The sequence below is a fragment of the Umezawaea tangerina genome, from assembly GCF_003002815.1.
Taxonomy (GTDB): domain Bacteria; phylum Actinomycetota; class Actinomycetes; order Mycobacteriales; family Pseudonocardiaceae; genus Umezawaea; species Umezawaea tangerina.
The window spans coordinates 66,868-86,865 of the sequence record NZ_PVTF01000016.1 but is presented as its reverse complement, the minus strand read 5'-3'; the positions used below and the strand labels follow the sequence as shown (position 1 = coordinate 86,865).

Here is a 19,998-nt window from a genome sequence, read left to right as displayed (position 1 = left end):
CGCACAACCTCCACGCGCATCAGGTAATGGGTATTCCACTGGGTGCATGAAAATATGGTGCGGGACGCCGGCGGCGTCCCGCACCCCCTGTTCACCCCTGTTCGGGGAAGTTCTCCACCAGCCACCCGTGCACGGCCGCGGCGGTCGTGCCCGCGTGCTCACGCATCATCGAGAAGTGGGTGCCCGGCGCGTCGAGCACGGCGTGCTCGAAGTCCCATGTGGACCGCCACTCGGCGGTGGGGTCCATGCCCGGCAACGGTTCCGACGCGCGGACCAGCAGGGTGGGGGTGGCGATAGGGGTGGGCCGCCAGCCCGCGTAGACGCGGCAGTAGGCACCCATCGCGGTGAGCCGCTGGTCGTCCAGCAGGGTCGCGTCCTCCTCCGCCGCGGCGGCCTCCCCGGCGCCCCCGACGACCTCGGGGTGCACGCGGGACAGGGCCTCGCGGTCGTGCCGGAAGATGTCCATGAGCACCAAGGCCTCGGCGGGGGTGCCGAGGCTCTCCAGGTGCGCGGCGACACCGTGCGCGAGCGTGCCGCCCGAGGAGTGGCCGACCAGCACGAACGGCTTGCCCTCGGCGTGGTCGAGCACCGCACGGGCCTGGGCCCGCACGACGGCGTCGACCGACGCGGGGACCAGCTCGCCGCGCAGGAAGCCCGGCGTGGACACCACGGACACGTCCCGCTCGTCGCGCAGCGAGGCCGCGAAGCGGGCGTAGACCTGCGCACCGGAGTTGGCCAGGATCGGCGGGAAGCAGACCAGGCCGGGTCCCGCGTCGCCCTTGGCGAGCCGGACGGTGTGCAGCGGCTCGGGCAGGTCCTCGGGGCCGGTGAACGACGGCCGGAACTCCGAGACCGCCATCAGCAGCCCCATGAAGTCCTCGCCGCGACCGGACGCGTTGGCCTGCTTAGACAACAGGCCCAGGGTGCCCGCCGGAGCGGCGGTGGCGACCTGGTCGGCGGGGACGTCGACCTCGCGGCCCAGGTGCTCGGCGACCAGCGCCGGGGTCGGGTGGTCGAACAGCAGCGTCGGCGGCAGCCGCAGGCCGGTGACCGCGTTCAGCACGTTGCGCAGCTCCACCGAGGTGAGCGAGTCGAAGCCCAGCTCGACGAACTGCTGGTCCGGCTCGACCTTCTTGGCGCCGTAGCCCAGCACCGCCGCGGTGTGCGTCAGGACCGCGTCCAGCAGCGCCGCCGCCCTGTCCTCGGTGGACAGACCACGCAGGTCCAACCGGACGTCGGTCGACGCCGCGCGCCGGGTCGTGGTGCGGGCGAAACCGCGCAGCAGCGCGGGGAGCTCCGGTCCGGCTCCGCGCAGCCCAGCGGTGTCCAGCCTCATCGGCACGGCGACCGCGTGCGGGCCGCGGGCGGCCCGGTCGAACAGCGCCAGGCCTTCCGCGACACCCAGCGCGGCCACACCGGACCGCTTCAGGCGGGCCTCGTCGGCGGTCATGCCACCGAGGTCGTCCCACAGGCCCCAGGCCAGCGACAGCCCGGCCTGCCCGCGTGCCCTGCGCTGCTGCGCCACGGCGTCGAGGTAGGCGTTGGCCGCGGCGTAGTTGCCCTGGCCGGGAGTGCCGAACGTGCCCGCGGCGGAGGAGAACACCACGAACGCGTCCACGTCACCCGCCAGCTCGTGCAGGTTCGCCACCGCGTCCACCTTGGGGCGCAGCACCCGGTCGACCTGCTCGGCGGTCATGGAGCCGATCGTGGCGTCGTCCAGCACACCGGCGGTGTGCACCACGGCCTTGACCGGGTGCGCGGCCAGCAGCTCGGCCACGGCGGCGCGGTCGGCGACGTCGCAGGCCGCGAACTCCACCTTCGCGCCGAGCCCGACGAGCTCGGTGTGCAGCTCGGCGGCACCGGGGGCGTCCGCGCCGCGCCTGCTGGCCAGCAGCAGGTCGGTGACGCCGTGCCCGGTGACGAGGTGGCGGGCGAACAGCGACCCCAGCCCGCCGGAGGCGCCGGTCACCAGGACCGTGCCCTCGGCTCCGAACACCGGCTCACCGTCCACATCGGACGGGGTGCGGGTGAGCCTCGGGGCGAGCACCGCGCCGTCGCGGACCGCGATCTCCGGCTCGTCGGCGACGGTCACGACCTCGACGCCCGCGGGCAGGTCGACGAGCACGAACCGGCCGGGGTGCTCGGACTGCGCCGAGCGGACCAGGCCGCGCACCGCGGCACCGGCGAGGTCTGTCACGTCGTCGCCGGGCCGGACCGCGACCGCGCCGCGGGTCGCGAACACCACGGTGGTGTCGGACTCGACGTGCTCGCGGACGGTGGCCAGTGCGGCGTGGACGGCCTCGGAGACCGTGCCGGACACCTCGACCACGACGAACCCGCCGGTGCGCGCGGTCGCCGTGACCGGCACCCACTCGACGTGGAACAGCGAGTCGGTCGCGGCCGGGGCGAGCGCCACCGGGAGCAGCACCAGGGAGTCGATGGAGGCGACCGGCGCACCGGTCGTGTCGGCGACCAGCAGCGACACGGTGTCGGTGCCCGCGCCGGACATCCGGACCCGCAGCTCGCCCGCGCCGACCGCGTGCAGCCGGACGCCCCCGAAGGAGAACGGGAGCCGGGTGCCCTCGCCGTCGGAGAGGAAGTCGCCGAACCGGATGGCGTGCAGGGCGGCGTCGAGCAGGGCCGGGTGCAGGCCGAACGCGGTGGTGTCGGCGTCCAGCGAGACCTCGGCGAACACCTCGTCGCCGTGCCGCCACGCGGACCTGAGGCCCTGGAACACCGGGCCGTACTCCAGGCCCAGCGCGGCGAAGTCGTCGTAGAGCCCGTCGACCGCGACCGGCTCGGCACCGGCGGGCGGCCACGCGGACAGGTCGGCGTCGGTATCGGCGGCGGACGTGCCGAGGGTGCCGGTCGCGTGCCGGGTCCACGGGCCGTCGGCGGCGGTGCGGGAGAACACGGTCAGCGTGCGCCGACCGGACTCCTCCTCCCCCACCATGACCCGCAGGGCCACGCCGCCGTGCGCGGGGAGCACCAGCGGTGCTTCGAGGGTCAGCTCCTCCAGCAGGTCGCAGTCGGCCTGCGCGCCCGCCTGGAGCGCCATCTCGACGAACGCCGTGCCGGGCAGCAGGACGGTGCCCGCGACGGCGTGGTCGGCCAGCCACGGGTGGGTGTCCAGCGCGAGCCTGCCGCTGAACACCAGCGCGCCGGACTCGGGCAGCGAGACCTCGGCGCCGAGCAGCGGGTGGTTGCCCGCGCCCAGTCCCAGGCCGACCGCCGTGCCGTCGTCGAAGCCCGCGGGCGACTCCAGCCAGTAGCGCTCGCGCTGGAAGGCGTAGGTGGGCAGGTCGACGGTCCTGGCGCCGGCGAAGAACGTGCTCCAGTCGACCTCGACGCCGCGGGTGTGCAGCGCGGCGATGGCGGTGACCAGGGAGCGGACCTCGTCGCGGTCCTTGCGCAGCGAGGCGACCAGCACGGCCTCGGTGGCGCTGTCCTGGCCCATCGCGGTCAGGACGCCGTCGGGGCCGATCTCCAGGAAGGTGCGGACGCCCTGGGCTTCCAGGGTGGTGACGGTCTCGGCGAACCGGACGGCCTCGCGGACGTGGCGGACCCAGTACTCCGGGTCGGTCACCCCACCCAGCAGCGCGATCGTCGGCTCGTGGAAGGTCAGCGTCGACACCACGGCCCGGAAGTCGTCCAGCATCGGCTCCATCAACGGCGAGTGGAACGCGTGCGACACGGCCAGCCGCTTGGACTTGCGGTCCGCGAAGTGGTCCGCGACCGCGAGCGCGGCGTCCTCGTCACCGGCGATGACGACCGAGGTGGGGCCGTTGACCGCGGCGATGGACACCCGGTCGGTGAGGTGGGGCGTGACCTCGTCCTCGTTGGCCTGCAACGCGATCATCGCGCCACCGGCCGGGAGTGCCTGCATCAGCCGCGCGCGGGCGTTGACCAGCTTGGCGGCGTCCTCCAACGAGAGCACACCCGCCACGTGGGCCGCGGCGATCTCACCGATGGAGTGCCCGCCCAGGAAGTCGGGACGGATGCCCCACGACTCGACCAGCCGGTACAGCGCCACTTCCAGGGCGAAGATCGCGGGCTGGGTGAACTCCGTGCGGTCCAGCTCCTCCTGGGTGTCCCGCACGTCCACCAGCGCCGCCACCTCGTCGAACGCCTTCGCGAACACCGGGAACGCCACGTGCAGCTCACGGCCCATGCCCGCGCGCTGCGAACCCTGGCCGGTGAACAGGAACGCGAGCTTCCCCGCGACCGCCGTACCGGACGCGGGGGCGTCCAGCGCGGTCAGCAGCTCGTCGTGGTCGGCCGCCACCAGCGCGGCGCGGTGGTCGAGCAGCGTGCGGCTGGTGGCCAGCGAGAACGCGACGTCGACCGGCCGCACGTCGGGGTGCGCGGCCAGGTGGGACTTGAGCTTCGCGGCCTGGCCGCGCAGCGCCTCGGGGGTCTTGCCGGACAGCAGCCACGGCAGCGTCGACCACCCGCCGGGCTCGGCGGTGACCTCGGGCTCGTCGGCTTGCTCCAGCACGACGTGCGCGTTGGTGCCGCTGATGCCGAAGGACGACACCGCGGAGCGGCGCACCCGGCCGTGGTCGGGCCACGGGGTGGGGTCGGTGACCAGCTCGACCGAGCCGGACGTCCAGTCGACGTGCGGGGAGGGCGCGTCGACGTGCAGCGTCTTCGGCATCACGCCGTGCCGCATGGCCATGACCATCTTGATCACGCCCGCGACACCGGCCGCGGCCTGCGTGTGGCCCAGGTTGGACTTGACCGCGCCCAGCAGCACCGGCGTCGACCGGTTCTGGCCGTAGGTCTCCAGCAGGGCCTGCGCCTCGATCGGGTCGCCCAGCCTGGTCCCGGTGCCGTGCGCCTCGACCGCGTCGATGTCCGAAGTGGACAGACCCGAGTTGGCCAGCGCCTGGCGGATCACCCGCTGCTGCGACGGGCCGTTCGGGGCGGTGAGCCCGTTCGAGGCGCCGTCCTGGTTCACGGCCGTGCCGCGCAGGATCGCGAGCACCGGGTGGCCGTTGGCGCGGGCGTCGGCGAGCCGTTCGACCACCAGCATGCCCGCGCCCTCACCCCAGCTCGACCCGTCGGCGGCGGCGGCGAAGGGCTTGCAGCGCGAGTCGGGGGCCATCGCGCCCTGGGTGCTGAACTCGACGAACGTGCCGGGCGTCGCCATCACCGTGACACCACCGGCCAGCGCCAGCGAGCACTCACCGGACCTCAGCGCCTGCACGGCGAGGTGCAGCGCCACCAGGGACGAGGAGCACGCGGTGTCGACCGTGACGGCCGGGCCCTCCAGGCCGAGGGTGTAGGCGATGCGGCCGGACGCGACGCTGCCCGCGGTGCCGGTGCCGAAGTAGCCGCCGACCTCCTCGGGGATCGCGGTCAGCCGGGTGCCGTAGTCGTGGTACATCATCCCGGCGAACACGCCGGTCTGGCTGCCGCGCAACGAGGTCGGGTCGATCCCGGCCCGCTCGAACGCCTCCCACGAGGTCTCCAGCAGCAGCCGCTGCTGGGGGTCCATCGCCAGGGCCTCACGCGGGTTGATGCCGAAGAACGCCGGGTCGAACTCGCTGGCGTCGTAGAGGAAACCGCCCTCGGCGGCGTTGCTCGCCCGCGTGAGGTAGTCGATGTTCCACCCCCGGTCGGTCGGGAAGCCCCCGATAGCATCCCGACCTTCCGCCAGGAGGTCCCACAGTTCCTCCGGGTTCGTGACGCCGCCGGGGAAGCGGCAGCTCATGGCGACGATCGCGATGCGGTCGTCGTTGTCCGCCACGGCGGCGGCACGCGTCACCACCGCGGCACCGGCCTCGCCGACGAGCTTGCCGCGGAGGTACTCCGCGAGCACGTCGGCGGTCGGGTAGTCGAACACCAGCGTGGCGGGCAGCTTGAGGCCGGTGGCGGCGTTGATCCGGTTGCGCAGCTCGACCGCCGTCAGCGAGTCGAAACCCAGCTCCCGGAACGCCTTCGAGGTGTCCACGGTGTCCGTGGCCGCGAAGCCGAGCACCGCCGTGACGTGCGTGCGGATCAGGTCGAGCAGCGCCTTGAGCTGCTCGGCCACCGGCAGCGCGCCGAGCTTCTGCGCCAGCCCCGAGGCCGCGGCCTGGTCGGCGGCGGACGCGGTGCGCCTGCCGGGCGCACGGGTGAACCCGCGCAGCAGCGGCGGAACCGAGGCACCGGCGCCGCGCAGGGCGGCGGTGTCCAGGTGCATGGCGACGAGCACCGGCTCGGCCGATGCCAGGGTGGCGTCGAACAGCGCGAGGCCTTCCGCGGAGGTGAGACCGCCGATGCCGCCGGACACCCGGCCGCGGTCGGCGTCGGCCATCTCGCCGGTCATCTCGCTGGCCTGCTCCCACAGGCCCCAGGCCAGCGAGAGCGCGGGCTTGCCCTGGTCGCGGCGGTGGCGGGCGAAGGCGTCCACGAACGCGTTGGCGGCGGCGTAGTTGGCCTGGCCCGCGTTGCCGAACGTGCCCGCGGCCGAGGAGAACAGGACGAAGTTCTCCACGTCCCCGGCCAGCTCGTCCAGGTTGAGGACGGCGTCGACCTTGGGCCGCAGCACGGTGTCCAGCCGGTCCGGCGTGAGCGACGACAGCACGCCGTCGTCCAGCACACCGGCCGTGTGCACGACCGACGTCACCGGGTGCTCGGCCAGCAGCGCGGCCAGCGCGTCGCGGTCGGCGGCGTCGCAGGCCGCGACGACCACCTCTGCGCCCAGGCCGACCAGCTCGTCGCGGAGCTCGGTCGCACCCGGTGCGGCCAGGCCGCGGCGGGAGGTCAGCAGCAGGTCGCGGACACCGTGCCCGGTCACCAGGTGGCGGGCCAGCAGCGCGCCCAGCACCCCGGTGGCACCGGTCAGCAGGACCCTGCCGCCGTCCCGGAACACGGGCTCGTCCACAGTGGACACCGCCGCGCGGGTCAGCCTGGGCACCCGCACGACACCGTCGCGCAGCTCCAGCTCCGGCTCGCCGGACTCGACGGCGGCGGTCAGCATCCGCTCCGACGCGGCGGTGCCGTCGGAGTCGACCAGGACGAAGCGGTCGGGGTTCTCGGTCTGGGCCGAGCGGATCAGGCCTCGGACAGCCGCGGCCGCGAGGGCGTCGCCGCCACCGGTGAGGAGGACAACACGGGATTCACCGGCAAGGCGGTCCTGCGCCTGCGCGAGGACGGCGTGAACGGCTGCGTGAACGGCGCCTGCGTCAGACGCTGGGAGCGCAACGGGAACCACATCAACATCGGGCACCTCTTCCAGTGGGGTCTCGACGGCGTCGAGCGGCAGGACCTGCCAGTCGACCCGGAACAGCGACCGGCCCGCAGTGGGTCCGGCGGTGACTTGCCGGGACACCGGGCGCAGCACCAGTTCCTCGACGGAGGCGACGGGCTGACCGGTCTCGTCGGCGACCACGACCGACACCGAACCGGTGCCGACCGGGGAGATCCGGACCCGCAGCGCGGTCGCGCCCGCGGCGTCGAGCCGCGTCCCGGTCCAGGTGAAGGGCAGCCACGGCGTGTCCGTGACCTCGATGAACGAGCCGAGGCCGACGGCGTGCAGGGCCGCGTCGAGCAGCGCGGGGTGCAGGCCGAAGCCCGCGACCTTCGCGCCTTCGGGCAGGGCGACCTCGGCGAACACGTCGTCGCCGGAGCGCCAGGCGGCGCGCACGCCGCGGAACGCGGGGCCGTAACCGAGGCCGATGGCGGCGAGCCCGTCGTACAGGCCGCTGGTGTCGACCGCCTCGGCGCCGGACGGCGGCCACGCGGTGAGGTCAGCGGGCGCCGCTCCCCCATCGGCGGCCATGGTGCCGGTGGCGTGCCTGGTCCACGGCTCGTCGTCGTCCGCGAACTCGGTCCGCGAGTACACCGAGACGCCGCGCAGGCCGGTCTCGTCGGGTGCTTCCAGGACGACCCGGACCACGACGGCCTCGGTGTCGCCGAGCACCAGCGGCGCTTCCAGGGTCAGCTCGTCCACGACGCCGCAGCCGACCTGGTCGCCCGCGCGGATCGCGAGTTCGACGAAGGCCGTGCCGGGCAGCAGGACCGCGTCGGACACGCGGTGGTCGGCCAGCCACGGGTGGGTGCGCTGCGACAGCCTGCCGGTGAACAGGTAACCGGCGGAGTCTGGCAACGCGACCGCCGCGCCGAGCAGGGCGTGGTCGGTGACGGTGAGGCCCGCCGACGACACGTCGCCGTAGCCGGACCCGGTGGTGTCGAGCCAGAAGGACTGGCGCTGGAACGGGTAGGTGGGCAGCTCTACCGCGCGGGCGCCGGTCCCGGCGAACACCGCGTCCCAGTCCAGCGCGAGACCGCGCACGTGGGCCTGCGCCAGCGAGGTGAGCAGCCGGGTCGGGCCGCCCTCGCCCCGGCGCAGGGACCCGATGACCACCGCCTCGGTGCCCAGGTCGTCGACGATGTCCTGCACGCCCATGGCCAGCACGGGGTGCGGGCTCATCTCCAGGAAGAACCGGTGGCCGCGCTCGACCAGCGCCCGCACGCCCAGTTCGAACTCGGCGGTCTGGCGGAGGTTCGTGTACCAGTAGTCCGAGCCCAGCTCGGTGCCGTCGACCGGCTTGCCGGTGACGGTGGAGTAGAACGGGATCTCGCCCGCCATCGGCTTGACCGGTCCCAACAGCTCGGCCAGCCGGTCGCGGATGATCTCGACGTGGGCGGAGTGCGAGGCGTAGTCCACGGCGATCCGCTTGGCGCGCACGCCGTCGGCCTCGCACACGGCGACCAGCTCGTCGAGCGCGTCGTTGTCGCCGGAGACGACGGTGGCGCGCGGTCCGTTGACCGTGGCGACGGAGAGCTTGCCGTCCCAGCGGACCAGCAGCTCGCGGGTCTTCGCCGACGGCAGCGCGACGGACACCATGCCGCCGAGGCCCGACAGCGCGCCGAGGGCCTGGCTGCGCAGGGCCACGACGCGGGCGGCGTCGTCGAGCGAGAGCGCACCCGCGACGCACGCGGCGGCGATCTCGCCCTGCGAGCTGCCGACGACCGCGGCGGGCGTGACGCCGTAGGAGCGCCACACCTGGGCCAGGGACACCATCACGGCCCACAGCGCGGGCTGGACCACGTCGACCCGGTCGAAGCCCGGAGCGCCGTCCTCCTCCCGCAGCACGGCGATGAGCGACCAGTCCACATAGGACGACAACGCTTGCTCGCACTCCGCCATGCGGGTGCGGAAGACCTCGTTGTCGTCCAGCAGCTCCAGGGCCATGCCGACCCACTGCGAGCCCTGGCCGGGGAAGACGAAGGCCACCTTGCCGCGCACGTCCGCGACGCCCTCGACCACGTCGGCGCTGACCTCGCCGTCGGCCAGCGCGTCCAGCGCGAAGTCGGCGCGCTCGCGGCCGATCAGGACCGCGCGGTGCGGGAAGCGGGAGCGGGTCGTGGCCAGCGAGTGGCCGAGGTCGGCGACGGGCACGTCCGGGTTGTCGGCCAGGTGGTCGCGGAGCTGGGACGCCTGGGCGCGCAACGCGGTCTCACCGCGAGCCGACAACACCCAGGGCAGGACACCCGACGTCGGGGTCCGCTCGGCGGCCTCCTCGGCGACCGGGGCCTGCTCGATGATCGTGTGGGCGTTGGTGCCGCTGAAGCCGAAGGAGGACACGGCCGCGCGGCGGGGCTCGCCGGTCTCGGGCCAGGTGCGCTCCTCGGTCAGCAGCTCGACGGCACCCGCGGACCAGTCGATGTGCGGGGACGGCTCGTCGACGTGCAGCGTCTTCGGCATGACCCCGTTGCGGACCGCCATGACCATCTTGATGACACCGGCGACACCGGCGGCGGCCTGCGTGTGGCCGAAGTTGGACTTGATCGAGCCCAGCCGCAGCGGCTCCGCGCGGTCCTGGCCGTAGGTGGCGAGCAGGGCCTGGGCCTCGATCGGGTCGCCGAGCTTGGTGCCGGTGCCGTGCGCCTCGACGAGGTCGACCTGGCGGGTGGTGAGCCCGGCGTCGGCGAGCGCGGACTGGATGACGCGGCGCTGCGACGGGCCGTTCGGGGCGGTGAGGCCGTTCGAGGCGCCGTCCTGGTTGATCGCGGAGCCCCTGATGACCGCGAGGACCGGGTGTCCGAGCCGCTGGGCCTCGGACAGCCGTTCGACGAGCAGCATGCCCGCGCCCTCGCCCCACCCGGTGCCGTCCGCGGCGGCGGCGAACGCCTTGCAGCGGCCGTCGCCCGCGAGGCCCTTCTGCCGGGAGAACTCGATGAACGTGCCGGGCGTCGCCATCACCGTGACACCACCGGCCAGCGCGAGCGTGCACTCGCCCTTGCGCAGGGCCTGGATCGCCCAGTGCAGCGCGACCAGCGACGACGAGCACGCGGTGTCGATCGTGACGGCCGGGCCCTCAAGACCGAGCGTGTAGGCCACGCGGCCGGAGGCGACGCTGCCCGCCGTGCCGGTGCTGAGGTAGCCGCCGATCTCCTCCGGGATCTCGGTCAGGCCGGTGGAGTAGTCGTGGTACATGACTCCGGCGTAGACACCGGTCTTGCTGCCCTTGACCGACGCCGGGTCGATGCCCGCGCGCTCGAAGGCCTCCCACGAGGTCTCCAGCAGCAGCCGCTGCTGCGGGTCCATGGCGAGCGCCTCACGGGGCGAGATGCCGAAGAACGCCGGGTCGAACTCGGCGGCGTCGTAGAGGAACCCGCCCTTGGCGACGTAGCTCTGGTTGGTGGCCTCGGGGTCGTCGCCGAACAGGCCCTCGATGTCCCAGCCGCGGTCGGTCGGCAGCGGCGAGATCGCGTCCTGCTGGCCCGTCACCAGGTCCCACAGGTCTTCCGGGCTCTTGACCCCGCCGGGGTACCGGCAGCTCATCCCGATGATGGCGATGGGCTCGTGGTCGGCGTCCTCGACTTCCTTCAGGCGCTTGCGGACCGTGCGCAGGTCCGCCGTGGCGCGCTTGAGGTAATCGCGCAGCTTCTCCTCGTTGTCCATCGTCACATCAGCTCCTGGTCGAGCAGGTCGAAGAGTTCGTCGTCGGTGGCCGCGTCCAGATCCGCGTTCTCGGATTCCGGCGCCGCCAGTCCGGCCAGTACCGCTTGCAACCGTTCGGTGATCCGCGCACGCGCGGACTCGTCCCGGCCCAGTTCGATGAGCTCGGCGGACAGTCGATCGAGATCACCCAGCGAGAGCGGCGCTCCCGCGGGTGTGTCGGGCACGACCTCGATCCGCAGCTGGTCCACCAGCGCGGCCGGGGTCGGGTAGTCGAACACCAGCGTCGCGGGCAGCTTCAGCCCGGTCGCGGCGTTCAGTCCGTTGCGCAGCTCCACGGCGCTGAGCGAGTCGAAGCCCATCTCCTGGAACGTGCGGTGCTCGTCCACGGAGTCGGGGCCCGGCAGGCCGAGCGCGCTCGCCACGTGCGAGCGGACGACGTCGAGCAGCACCTGGTCCCGGTCGCCGTCGGACAGTCCGGCGATCCGCTTGCCCAGCGACTCCTGGGGCGCGGCCTCGGCGGCCGAGGCGCGGCGCACCTGCCTGCGGACGAGTCCGCTGAGCAGGGCGGGCACCCGGTCACCCAGTGCCGTGGTGTCGAGGTGCATCGGCACGACGGTGGCGTCCGGGCCGGCCAGCGCGGTGTCGAACAGCGCCAGACCCTCCACTTCGGACAGCGCCGTGCCCAGCCGGGCCGGGTCGGCGGTCATGCCTCCGGTGTCCTCCCACAGGCCCCAGCCCAGCGACAGCGCGGGCTTGCCCTGCGCGTGCCGGTGCTCGGCCAGTGCGTCGAGGAACGCGTTGGCGGCGGCGTAGTTGGCCTGGCCGGGGTTGCCGAACGTGCCCGCGGCGGAGGAGAACAGGACGAACGCGTCCAGGTCGCCGGTGAGCTCGTGCAGGTTGAGCGCGGCGTCCACCTTGGGGCGCAGCACCTTCTCCAGCCGTTCGGGGGTGAGCGAGGTGAGGACGCCGTCGTCCAGCACACCGGCCGCGTGCACCACGGCGGTCACCGGGTGCTCGGCCAGCAGCGCCTTGAGCGCGTCCCGGTCCGCGACGTCGCAGGCCACGACCTCCGCGGTGGCGCCGAGCGCGGTCAGCTCGTCGCGCAGCTCCGGGGCGCCGGGGGCGTCCAGGCCGCGCCTGCTGGTGAGCAGCAGGTCGGTGACGCCGTAGGAGGTCACCAGGTGCTTGGCGAACAGGGCGCCCAGCGCGCCGGTCGCACCGGTGAGCAGCACCTTGCCGCCCGCGCGCAGCTCCGGCCTCGCCTGCTCGACCGCGGGCACCTTCGCCAGCCTGGGCACCAGGAGCGCGCCCTCGCGGATCGCGATCCTCGGTTCACCGGTGGCCAGCGCGGCACCGAGCGCGCGCACCGAGTCCTCGTGGTCGTCCAGCTCCACCAGCACGAACCGGTCCGGGTTCTCGGCCTGGGCCGACCGCAGCAGGCCGTGCACGGCGGCACCGGCCAGGTCGCCGCCGGTCACCACGACCAGCTTGGCGTCGCGGTCCTGCGCCACCCACTCCTTGGCCAGGTCGAGCATCCGGCCGACACCGGCCCTGGTGGCACCCGCGAGGCCGCCGCCGACGCTGAGGTCGGGCACGGAGGAGACGAGCAGCGCGTCCACCAGACCGACCTCGGCGAGCGTGGCGTGCACCGGGATGTCCAGCACCTGGGCCAGCTTGAGGTCGTCGGAGCCGAGCAGCGCCCAGCGGATGTCGTTCGACTCGGGCGCGGTGACCGGCGTCCAGTCGACCCGGAACAGCGAGCGGACGAAGCCGCCGCCGAGCTGGTCGGTGGACAGGGGGCGCAGCACCAGGGACTCGACCGAGGCCACCGGGGCACCCGTCGGGTCGGCGATCTCCAGCGTCACCGCGTCCGTGCCCGCCTTGGCCATCCGGATCCGCAGCGAGGAGGCGCCGACCGCGTGCACCCGGACACCCGCCCAGGCGAACGGCAGTCGGGCCTGGCCGGTGTTCTCGAAGAAGTCGCCGACGCCGACCGCGTGCAGGCACGCGTCCAGGAGCGCGGGGTGGACGGCGTAGTCGGAGGTGTCCTCGTCGACCGCGATCTCCGCGTACACCTCGCCATCCGTGCGCCAGGCGGCCTGGACGCCTTGGAACGCCGGGCCGTACTCCAGGCCGATGGCGGCGAAGCCGTCGTAGAGACCGCTGACGTCGACCGGAAGCGCGTCGACCGGGGGCCACACGTCCAGGCCGCCGTCGGCGGGAGCGCCGGTCGTGGCGAGGGTTCCGGTGGCGTGCCGGGTCCACGGCTCGTCGTCGAGTCGCGAGTGGACGGTGAAGCTCCGGCGACCGACGGCGTCCGACCCACCGACCACGACCTGCACCTGCACGCCGCCGTGCTCCGGCAGGACCAGCGGCGCGGCCAGGGTCAGCTCCTCGACGACCGGGCAGCCGACCTCCTCGCCCGCGCGGACCGCGAGCTCCACGAAGGCCGTGCCGGGCAGCAGGACCGCGCCGCCGACCGCGTGGTCGACCAGCCACGGCAGGCCGTCCCTGGTGAGCCGCGAGGTGAACAGGTGGCTGTCGGAGTCCGGCAGGTCGATGCCGCCGCCGAGCAGCGGGTGGCCGCTGGGCGCGAGGCCCTGGCCGACGGGGACCGAGCCCTCGTCCAACCAGTAGCGCTCGTCGGTGAAGGCGTAGGTGGGCAGGTCGACGCGGCGGGCGTCGGTGCCCGCGAAGAACGCCGTCCAGTCGACCTTGGCGCCACGGGCGTAGGCCGTGCCGAGGGCGTGGAACAGGGTCTTGACCTCGGAGCGGTCCTTGCGCAGCGCCGGGACGAGCACGGCGGTGGCGGCGGACTCGGCCCCCATCGCGGAGAGCGTGCCGTCCGGGCCCAGCTCCAGGAACGTCCTGACGCCCCTGGCCTCCAGCGTGGTGACGGTCTCGGCGAACCGGACGGCCTCGCGGACGTGGCGGACCCAGTACTCCGGGTCGGTCACCTCGCCCAGCAGCGCGATCGTCGGCTCGGTGAAGGTCAGGGTGGTGACGATGGCGCGGAAGTCGTCCAGCATCGGGTCCATCAGGGGCGAGTGGAACGCATGCGACACGGCCAGGCGCTTGGACTTCCGGTCGGGGAAGTGCGCCAACACCTGCTCGACCTGAGCCTCGTCACCCGCGATGACGACCGACCTGGGACCGTTGATCGCTGCAAGGGAAACCAAAGATTTCGCCAGATTGTCGGCTCCGCCGACGGCGACGGCGAGGTGGGGCAGCACTTCCTCTTCGGTGGCCTGGAGGGCGACCATCGCGCCGCCGGTCGGCAGGGCCTGCATCAGGCGGCCGCGGGCGGAGACGAGCTTGGCCGCGTCCTCCAACGAGAGGACACCGGCCACGTGGGCCGCGGCGATCTCGCCGACGGAGTGGCCCGCCAGGAAGTCGGGCTTCACGCCCCAGTGCTCGAAGAGGCGGTACAGCGCCACTTCCAGCGCGAACAGGGCGGGCTGGGTGGTGCCGGTCTCGTCGAGCGCCTTGGCGTCGATGCCGAACACGACCTCCTGCACCGGCACGTCCAGCTCGGCGCACACGGCGTCGAACGCGGCGGCGAACGCCGGGAACCGGTCGTACAGCTCACGGCCCATGCCGAGGCGCTGCGAACCCTGGCCGGTGAACAGGACGGCGAGCTTGCCGCCGGTCGAGCCGGTCACGGCGACCTCGCCGTCGATCACGACGGCCCGGTGCTCGAACGCGGCCCGGCTGGTGGCCAGCGAGAACGCCACGTCCAGCGAGCGCTCGGGGTGGTCGGCGAGGTGTTGGGTCAGCTTGCCGGTCTGCGCCTGGAGCGCCACCGCGGTCTTCGCGGACACCACCCACGGCAACACGATGTCATCGCTGTGGCTGTTCTCGACGACAAGCCGGGAAGGATCAGAACTTCCGAAGCCGCTGTTCGCGTCTTCGGAGGCAGCCTGCTCGATGATGGTGTGGGCGTTGGTGCCGCTGATGCCGAACGACGAGACGGCGGCGCGGCGCGGGCGGTCGCCCGACGGCCACGGGGTCGCCTCGGTCAGCAGCTCGACGGCGCCCGCGGTCCAGTCGACGTGCGGCGAGGGCTCGCCGACGTGCAGGGTCTTGGGCAGCACGCCGTGGCGCAGGGCCATGACCATCTTGATGATGCCCGCGACACCGGCCGCGGCCTGCGTGTGGCCGAGGTTGGACTTGATGGAGCCCAGCAGCAGCGGAGTTTCGCGGTCCTGGCCGTAGGTGGCCAGCAGTGCCTGCGCCTCGATCGGGTCGCCCAGCGAGGTGCCGGTGCCGTGCGCCTCGACCGCGTCGATGTCCGAAGTGGACAGACCGGCGTTGGCCAGCGCCTGGCGGATGACCCGCTGCTGCGACGGGCCGTTCGGGGCGGTCAGGCCGTTGGAGGCGCCGTCCTGGTTGATGGCCGAGCCGCGCACGACGGCGAGCACCGGGTGGCCGTTGGCGCGGGCGTCGGAGAGGCGTTCGACGAGCAGCATGCCCGCGCCTTCGCCCCAGCCGGTGCCGTCCGCGTCGGCGGAGAACGCCTTGCAGCGGCCGTTGGCGGCCAGACCGCGCTGGCGGCTGAAGCCGATGAACGTGCCGGGCGTCGCCATCACCGTGACACCACCAGCCAGCGCCAGCGAGCACTCACCGGACCTCAGCGCCTGCACGGCGAGGTGCAGCGCCACCAGGGACGAGGAGCACGCGGTGTCGACGGTGACCGCCGGGCCCTCCAGGCCGAAGGTGTAGGAGACGCGACCCGAGATCACGCTGCCCGAGCTGCCGGTGCCGAGGTAGCCCTCGATGCCGTCCGGCACGGACCGCAGCCGCGAGGCGTAGTCGTGGTACATGACACCGGCGAAGACGCCGGTCCGGCTGCCGCGCAACGAGGTCGGGTCGATCCCGGCCCGCTCGAACGCCTCCCAGGACGTCTGGAGCAGCAGGCGCTGCTGCGGGTCCATGGCGAGGGCTTCCTTCGGGTTGATCCCGAAGAACGCCGGGTCGAACTCGGCCGCGCCGTAGAGGAAACCGCCCTCGCGGGAGTAGGACGTGCCCTGGTGGTCGGGGTCGGGGTGGTACAGGTTCTCGACGTCCCAGCCGCGGTCGGTCGGGAAGCCGCCGACGGCGTCGCGGCCCTCCGACAGCAGCGCCCACAGGTCCTCCGGGCCGCGGACGTCGCCGGGGAACCGGCAGCCGATGCCGACGATGGCGATCGGCTCGTCGTCGGTGGCGTTCACCGCGACCGGGCCGGTGACAGCGGCGGCCGTGCCGCCCAGCTCGGCGCGCAGGTGCTCGACCAGCGCGGCCGGGGACGGGTAGTCGAACACCAGGGTCGCGGGCAGCCGCAGGCCGGTGTCGGCGGTGAGCCGGTTGCGCAGCTCGACGGCGGTCAGCGAGTCGAAGCCCAGCTCCCGGAACGAGCGCTCGGGGTCCACCTCCTGCGGCCCGGAGTACCCGAGCACGTCGGCGGCCTGGCCGCGCACCAGGTCGAGCAGCAGCTCGTCCTGCGCGGCGGCGGTCAGGCCGGCGAGCCTGGCCAGCAGGCCGGAGTCGCCCGTGGCGGCCGCGGCGGCGCGGCGGGTCGTGCGGACCAGACCGCGCAGCAGCGGGGCGACCGCGGGGCCGGCGAGGGCGGCGATGTTCAGGTGCATCGGGACGACGACCGGGTTGCCGGTCGACGCGGCCAGGTCGAACAGCGCCACGCCCTCGTCCACGGACAGGGCCGTGACTCCGCCGCGGCTGAGCCGGTCGGTGTCACCGGTCATGCCGCCGGTGTCCTCCCACAGGCCCCAGGCCAGCGACAGCGCGGGCTGCCCCTGGGCGGCGCGGTGCTGGACCAGTGCGTCCAGGTAGGCGTTGGCGGCGGCGTAGTTGCCCTGGCCCGCGTTGCCGAACGTGCCCGCGGCCGAGGAGAAGACGACGAACGCGGAGAGGTCGGTGGTCAGCTCGTGCAGGTTGAGCGCGGCGTCCACCTTGGGGCGCAGCACCCTGTCGACCTGCTCGGGGGTGAGCGAGGTGATCGTGGCGTCGTCCAGCACACCGGCGGTGTGCACGACGGCGCCGACCGCGCGGTCGTCCAGCAGCGCCTTCAGGGCGACGCGGTCGGCCACGTCGCAGGCGACGAGCTCGACCGAGGCACCGAGGGCCAGCAGCTCGTCCAGGAGCTCGTCCGCGCCCGGCGCGTCGGGGCCCTGGCGGGAGGTGAGCAGCAGGCTGCGGACGCCGTGGGAGGTGACCAGGTGCTTGGCGAAGACCGAGCCCAGGCTGCCGGTCGCGCCGGTGACCAGCACCGTGCCGCGGAACTCCAGTCCGGCGTCCGCAGTGGACGTCGCACGGGCCAGGCGCGGGGCGAGCACGGCGCCGCCGCGGACGGCGACCTCGGGTTCGCCGGACGCGACCGCGGCGGCCAGGTCGACCGAGTCGTCGGTGTCCAGCAGCACGAACCGGTCCGGGTGCTCGGACTGCGCCGACCGCACCAGGCCGCGCACGGCGGCACCGGCCAGGTCCGTGACGTCCTCACCGCGGACCGCGACCGCGCCGGTGGTGACGAAGACGAGCCGTTCGGCGTGGTCCTCGGCGAGCCAGGTGCGGATCGACGTCAGCGCCTGGCGCACCGCGCCGGACACGGAGTCGGCGGTGATCTCCGCGCGCACCGCGGCGACCGGCCCGGTGCCGTCGACCGGGGTCCACTCGACCTGGAACAGCGAGCGCGCCACCGGGGAGGTGCCGAGCTGGTCGGGCGTGAACTCCCGCAGCACCAGCGAGTCCACGGACGCGACCGGCGTGCCGGTGGCGTCGGCGATCTCCAGCGCGACACCGTCGGCGCCGGTGCGGGAAACGTGGACGCGCAGCGCCTCGGCGCCCACCGCGTGCAACGAGACGTTGCGCCAGGCGAAAGGCAACTGCGTCCTGCTCGTGGAGGCGCCGAGGGACAGGGCGTGCAGCACGGCGTCGAACAGGGCCGGGTGCAGGCCGAACCGGTCCGCGGGCACGTCCAGCGCGACCTCGGCGAACACGTCGTCGCCGCACCGCCACGCCGAACGCAAGCCCTGGAACGCCGGGCCGTACTCCAGCCCGGCGGCGGCGAGCGCGGGGTAGACCTCGTCGACCGCGACCGGCTCGCCACCGGCGGGCGGCCACTCGGCGAGGGTGAAGGCGGCCGGAGGTGCCTGCGGGAGCAGGGTTCCGGTGGCGTGCCGGACCCACGGCTCGTCGTCGCCCTCGGGCCGCGAGTGCACGGTCAGCGCGTGCCGACCGTCCTCGTCGGGCTCGCCGAGCGCGAGGCGGAGCTGGACGGGGCCGTGCAGGGCGAGCGGCGCTTCGAGGGTCAGCTCCTCCAGCAGCTCGCAGCCGACCTCGGCACCCGCGCGCAGCGCCATCTCGACGAACGCGGTGCCGGGCACCAGGACCGTGCCCGCCACGACGTGGTCGGCCAGCCACGGGTGCGTGGTGACCGAGAGCCGGGCGGTGAACAGCTGGCCTTCGGGCAGCGCGACGGCCGCGCCGAGCAGCGGGTGGTCCGCGTCGCCCTGGCCGACCGAGGTCACGTCGCCGTAGGCGGCACCGGCGGTGGGCCAGTAGTGGGACCGCTGGAAGGCGTAGGTGGGCAGGTCGACGCGGCGGCCGCCCTTGAGCAGCCGCGCCCAGTCGACGTCGGCACCGGCCGCGTAGGCGTTGCCGACGGCCGAGAGCAGCGTGGCGAGTTCGGGGCGGTCCTTGCGCAGCAAGGGGATGACGGGGGCGTCGGCCATCGCGGCCAGCACGCCGTCCGGGCCCAGTTCGACGAAGGTCTTGACGCCTCGGGCTTCCAAGGCGGCCATGGTGTCGGCGAAGCGGACCGTGCCGCGCACGTGGCGGACCCAGTACTCCGGGTCGGTCACGTCGCCGAGCAGCGGGATGCGCGGCTCGTGGAACGTCAACGTCGAGACCACGGCGCGGAAGTCGTCCAGCACCGGGTCCATCAGCGGCGAGTGGAACGCGTGCGACACGCTGAGGCGCTTGGACTTGCGGTCCGCGAACCGGGCGACCACGGCGGCGACGGCGGTCTCGTCGCCCGCGACGACCACGGAGTTCGGGCCGTTGACGGCGGCCAGCGACACCAGTTCGGTGAGGTGGGGCGTGACCTCGTCCTCGGTGGCCTGGAGGGCGACCATCGCGCCGCCGGCCGGCAGGGCCTGCATGAGCTTGCCGCGGGTCTCCACCAGGACGGCCGCGTCTTCCAGCGACAGGACTCCGGCCACGTGGGCGGCGGCGATCTCGCCGATCGAGTGGCCCGCGACGACGTCCGGGGTCATCCCCCAGTGCTCCAGGGTCCGGAACAGGGCGACTTCCAGCGCGAACAGCGCGGGCTGCGTGACGGCGGTCCGGTCGAGCGCGTCGGCGTCCGCGCCGAACACGACGTCCCGCAACGGGAGGTCGAACTGGGCGCGGACCTCGTCGAACGCGCGGGCGAACACCGGCACCGAGTCGTACAGCTCCCGGCCCATGCCGAGCCGCTGGGAACCCTGGCCGGTGAACAGGAACGCGGTCCTGCCGGTCGTGGTGGTCGACTCGCCGCGGCCGAGGGCGGCCAGGTCGCGGAGGACCTGCTCGCAGTCGTGGGCGACGACGGCCGCGCGGTGCTCGTGGGTCGTGCGAGCCAGCAGCGAGTGGCCGACGTCCAGGAGGTCCAGCTCCGGGTGGGCTTCGACGTGGGCGGCGAGCGCGAGGGCCTGGCCGCGCAGGGCGGCGGGCGTGCGCCCGGAGAGGACCAGCGGGCGGGGGAAGTCGTCGGTCCCGGTCTCTTCGACCGCGACGACCGGCGGCTGTTCGATGATGACGTGGGCGTTGGTGCCGCTGATGCCGAACGACGAGACGCCCGCACGGCGGGGGCGGTCGACGGACGGCCACGGGCGGGACTCGGTGGTCAGCTCGACCGCGCCCGCGGTCCAGTCGACCTCGGAGGTGGGGGCGTCGACGTGCAGGGTCTTCGGGACGACGCCGTGGCGCATGGCCTCGACGACCTTGATGATGCCCGCGACACCGGCCGCGGCCTGGGAGTGGCCGATGTTGGACTTGATGGAGCCCAGCAGCAGCGGCTCCGAGCGGTCCTGGCCGTAGGTGGCGAGGAGGGCCTGCGCCTCGATCGG

2 protein-coding genes (1 of these 2 only partly in view) are annotated in these 19,998 nt (G+C 73.8%); both read right to left on the bottom strand.

All coding sequences use genetic code 11. The annotated features are described in order from the left end of the window. Window positions 1-91: 91 nt before the first annotated feature. On the bottom strand, window positions 92-10,897 hold the full coding sequence (locus tag CLV43_RS49815; RefSeq protein WP_106194602.1) for a type I polyketide synthase: 10,806 nt from the start codon (window positions 10,895-10,897) through the stop codon (window positions 92-94). Between the two features lie 2 nt (window positions 10,898-10,899). Next, a protein-coding gene (locus CLV43_RS39625) for an SDR family NAD(P)-dependent oxidoreductase (protein WP_425445794.1) crosses the window boundary here: on the bottom strand, window positions 10,900-19,998 show its 3' portion. The gene runs 5,928 nt beyond the window's last position; only the last 9,099 of its 15,027 coding nucleotides appear in the window; the start codon falls outside the window, past its right edge — the gene reads right to left on this strand; the stop codon is at window positions 10,900-10,902.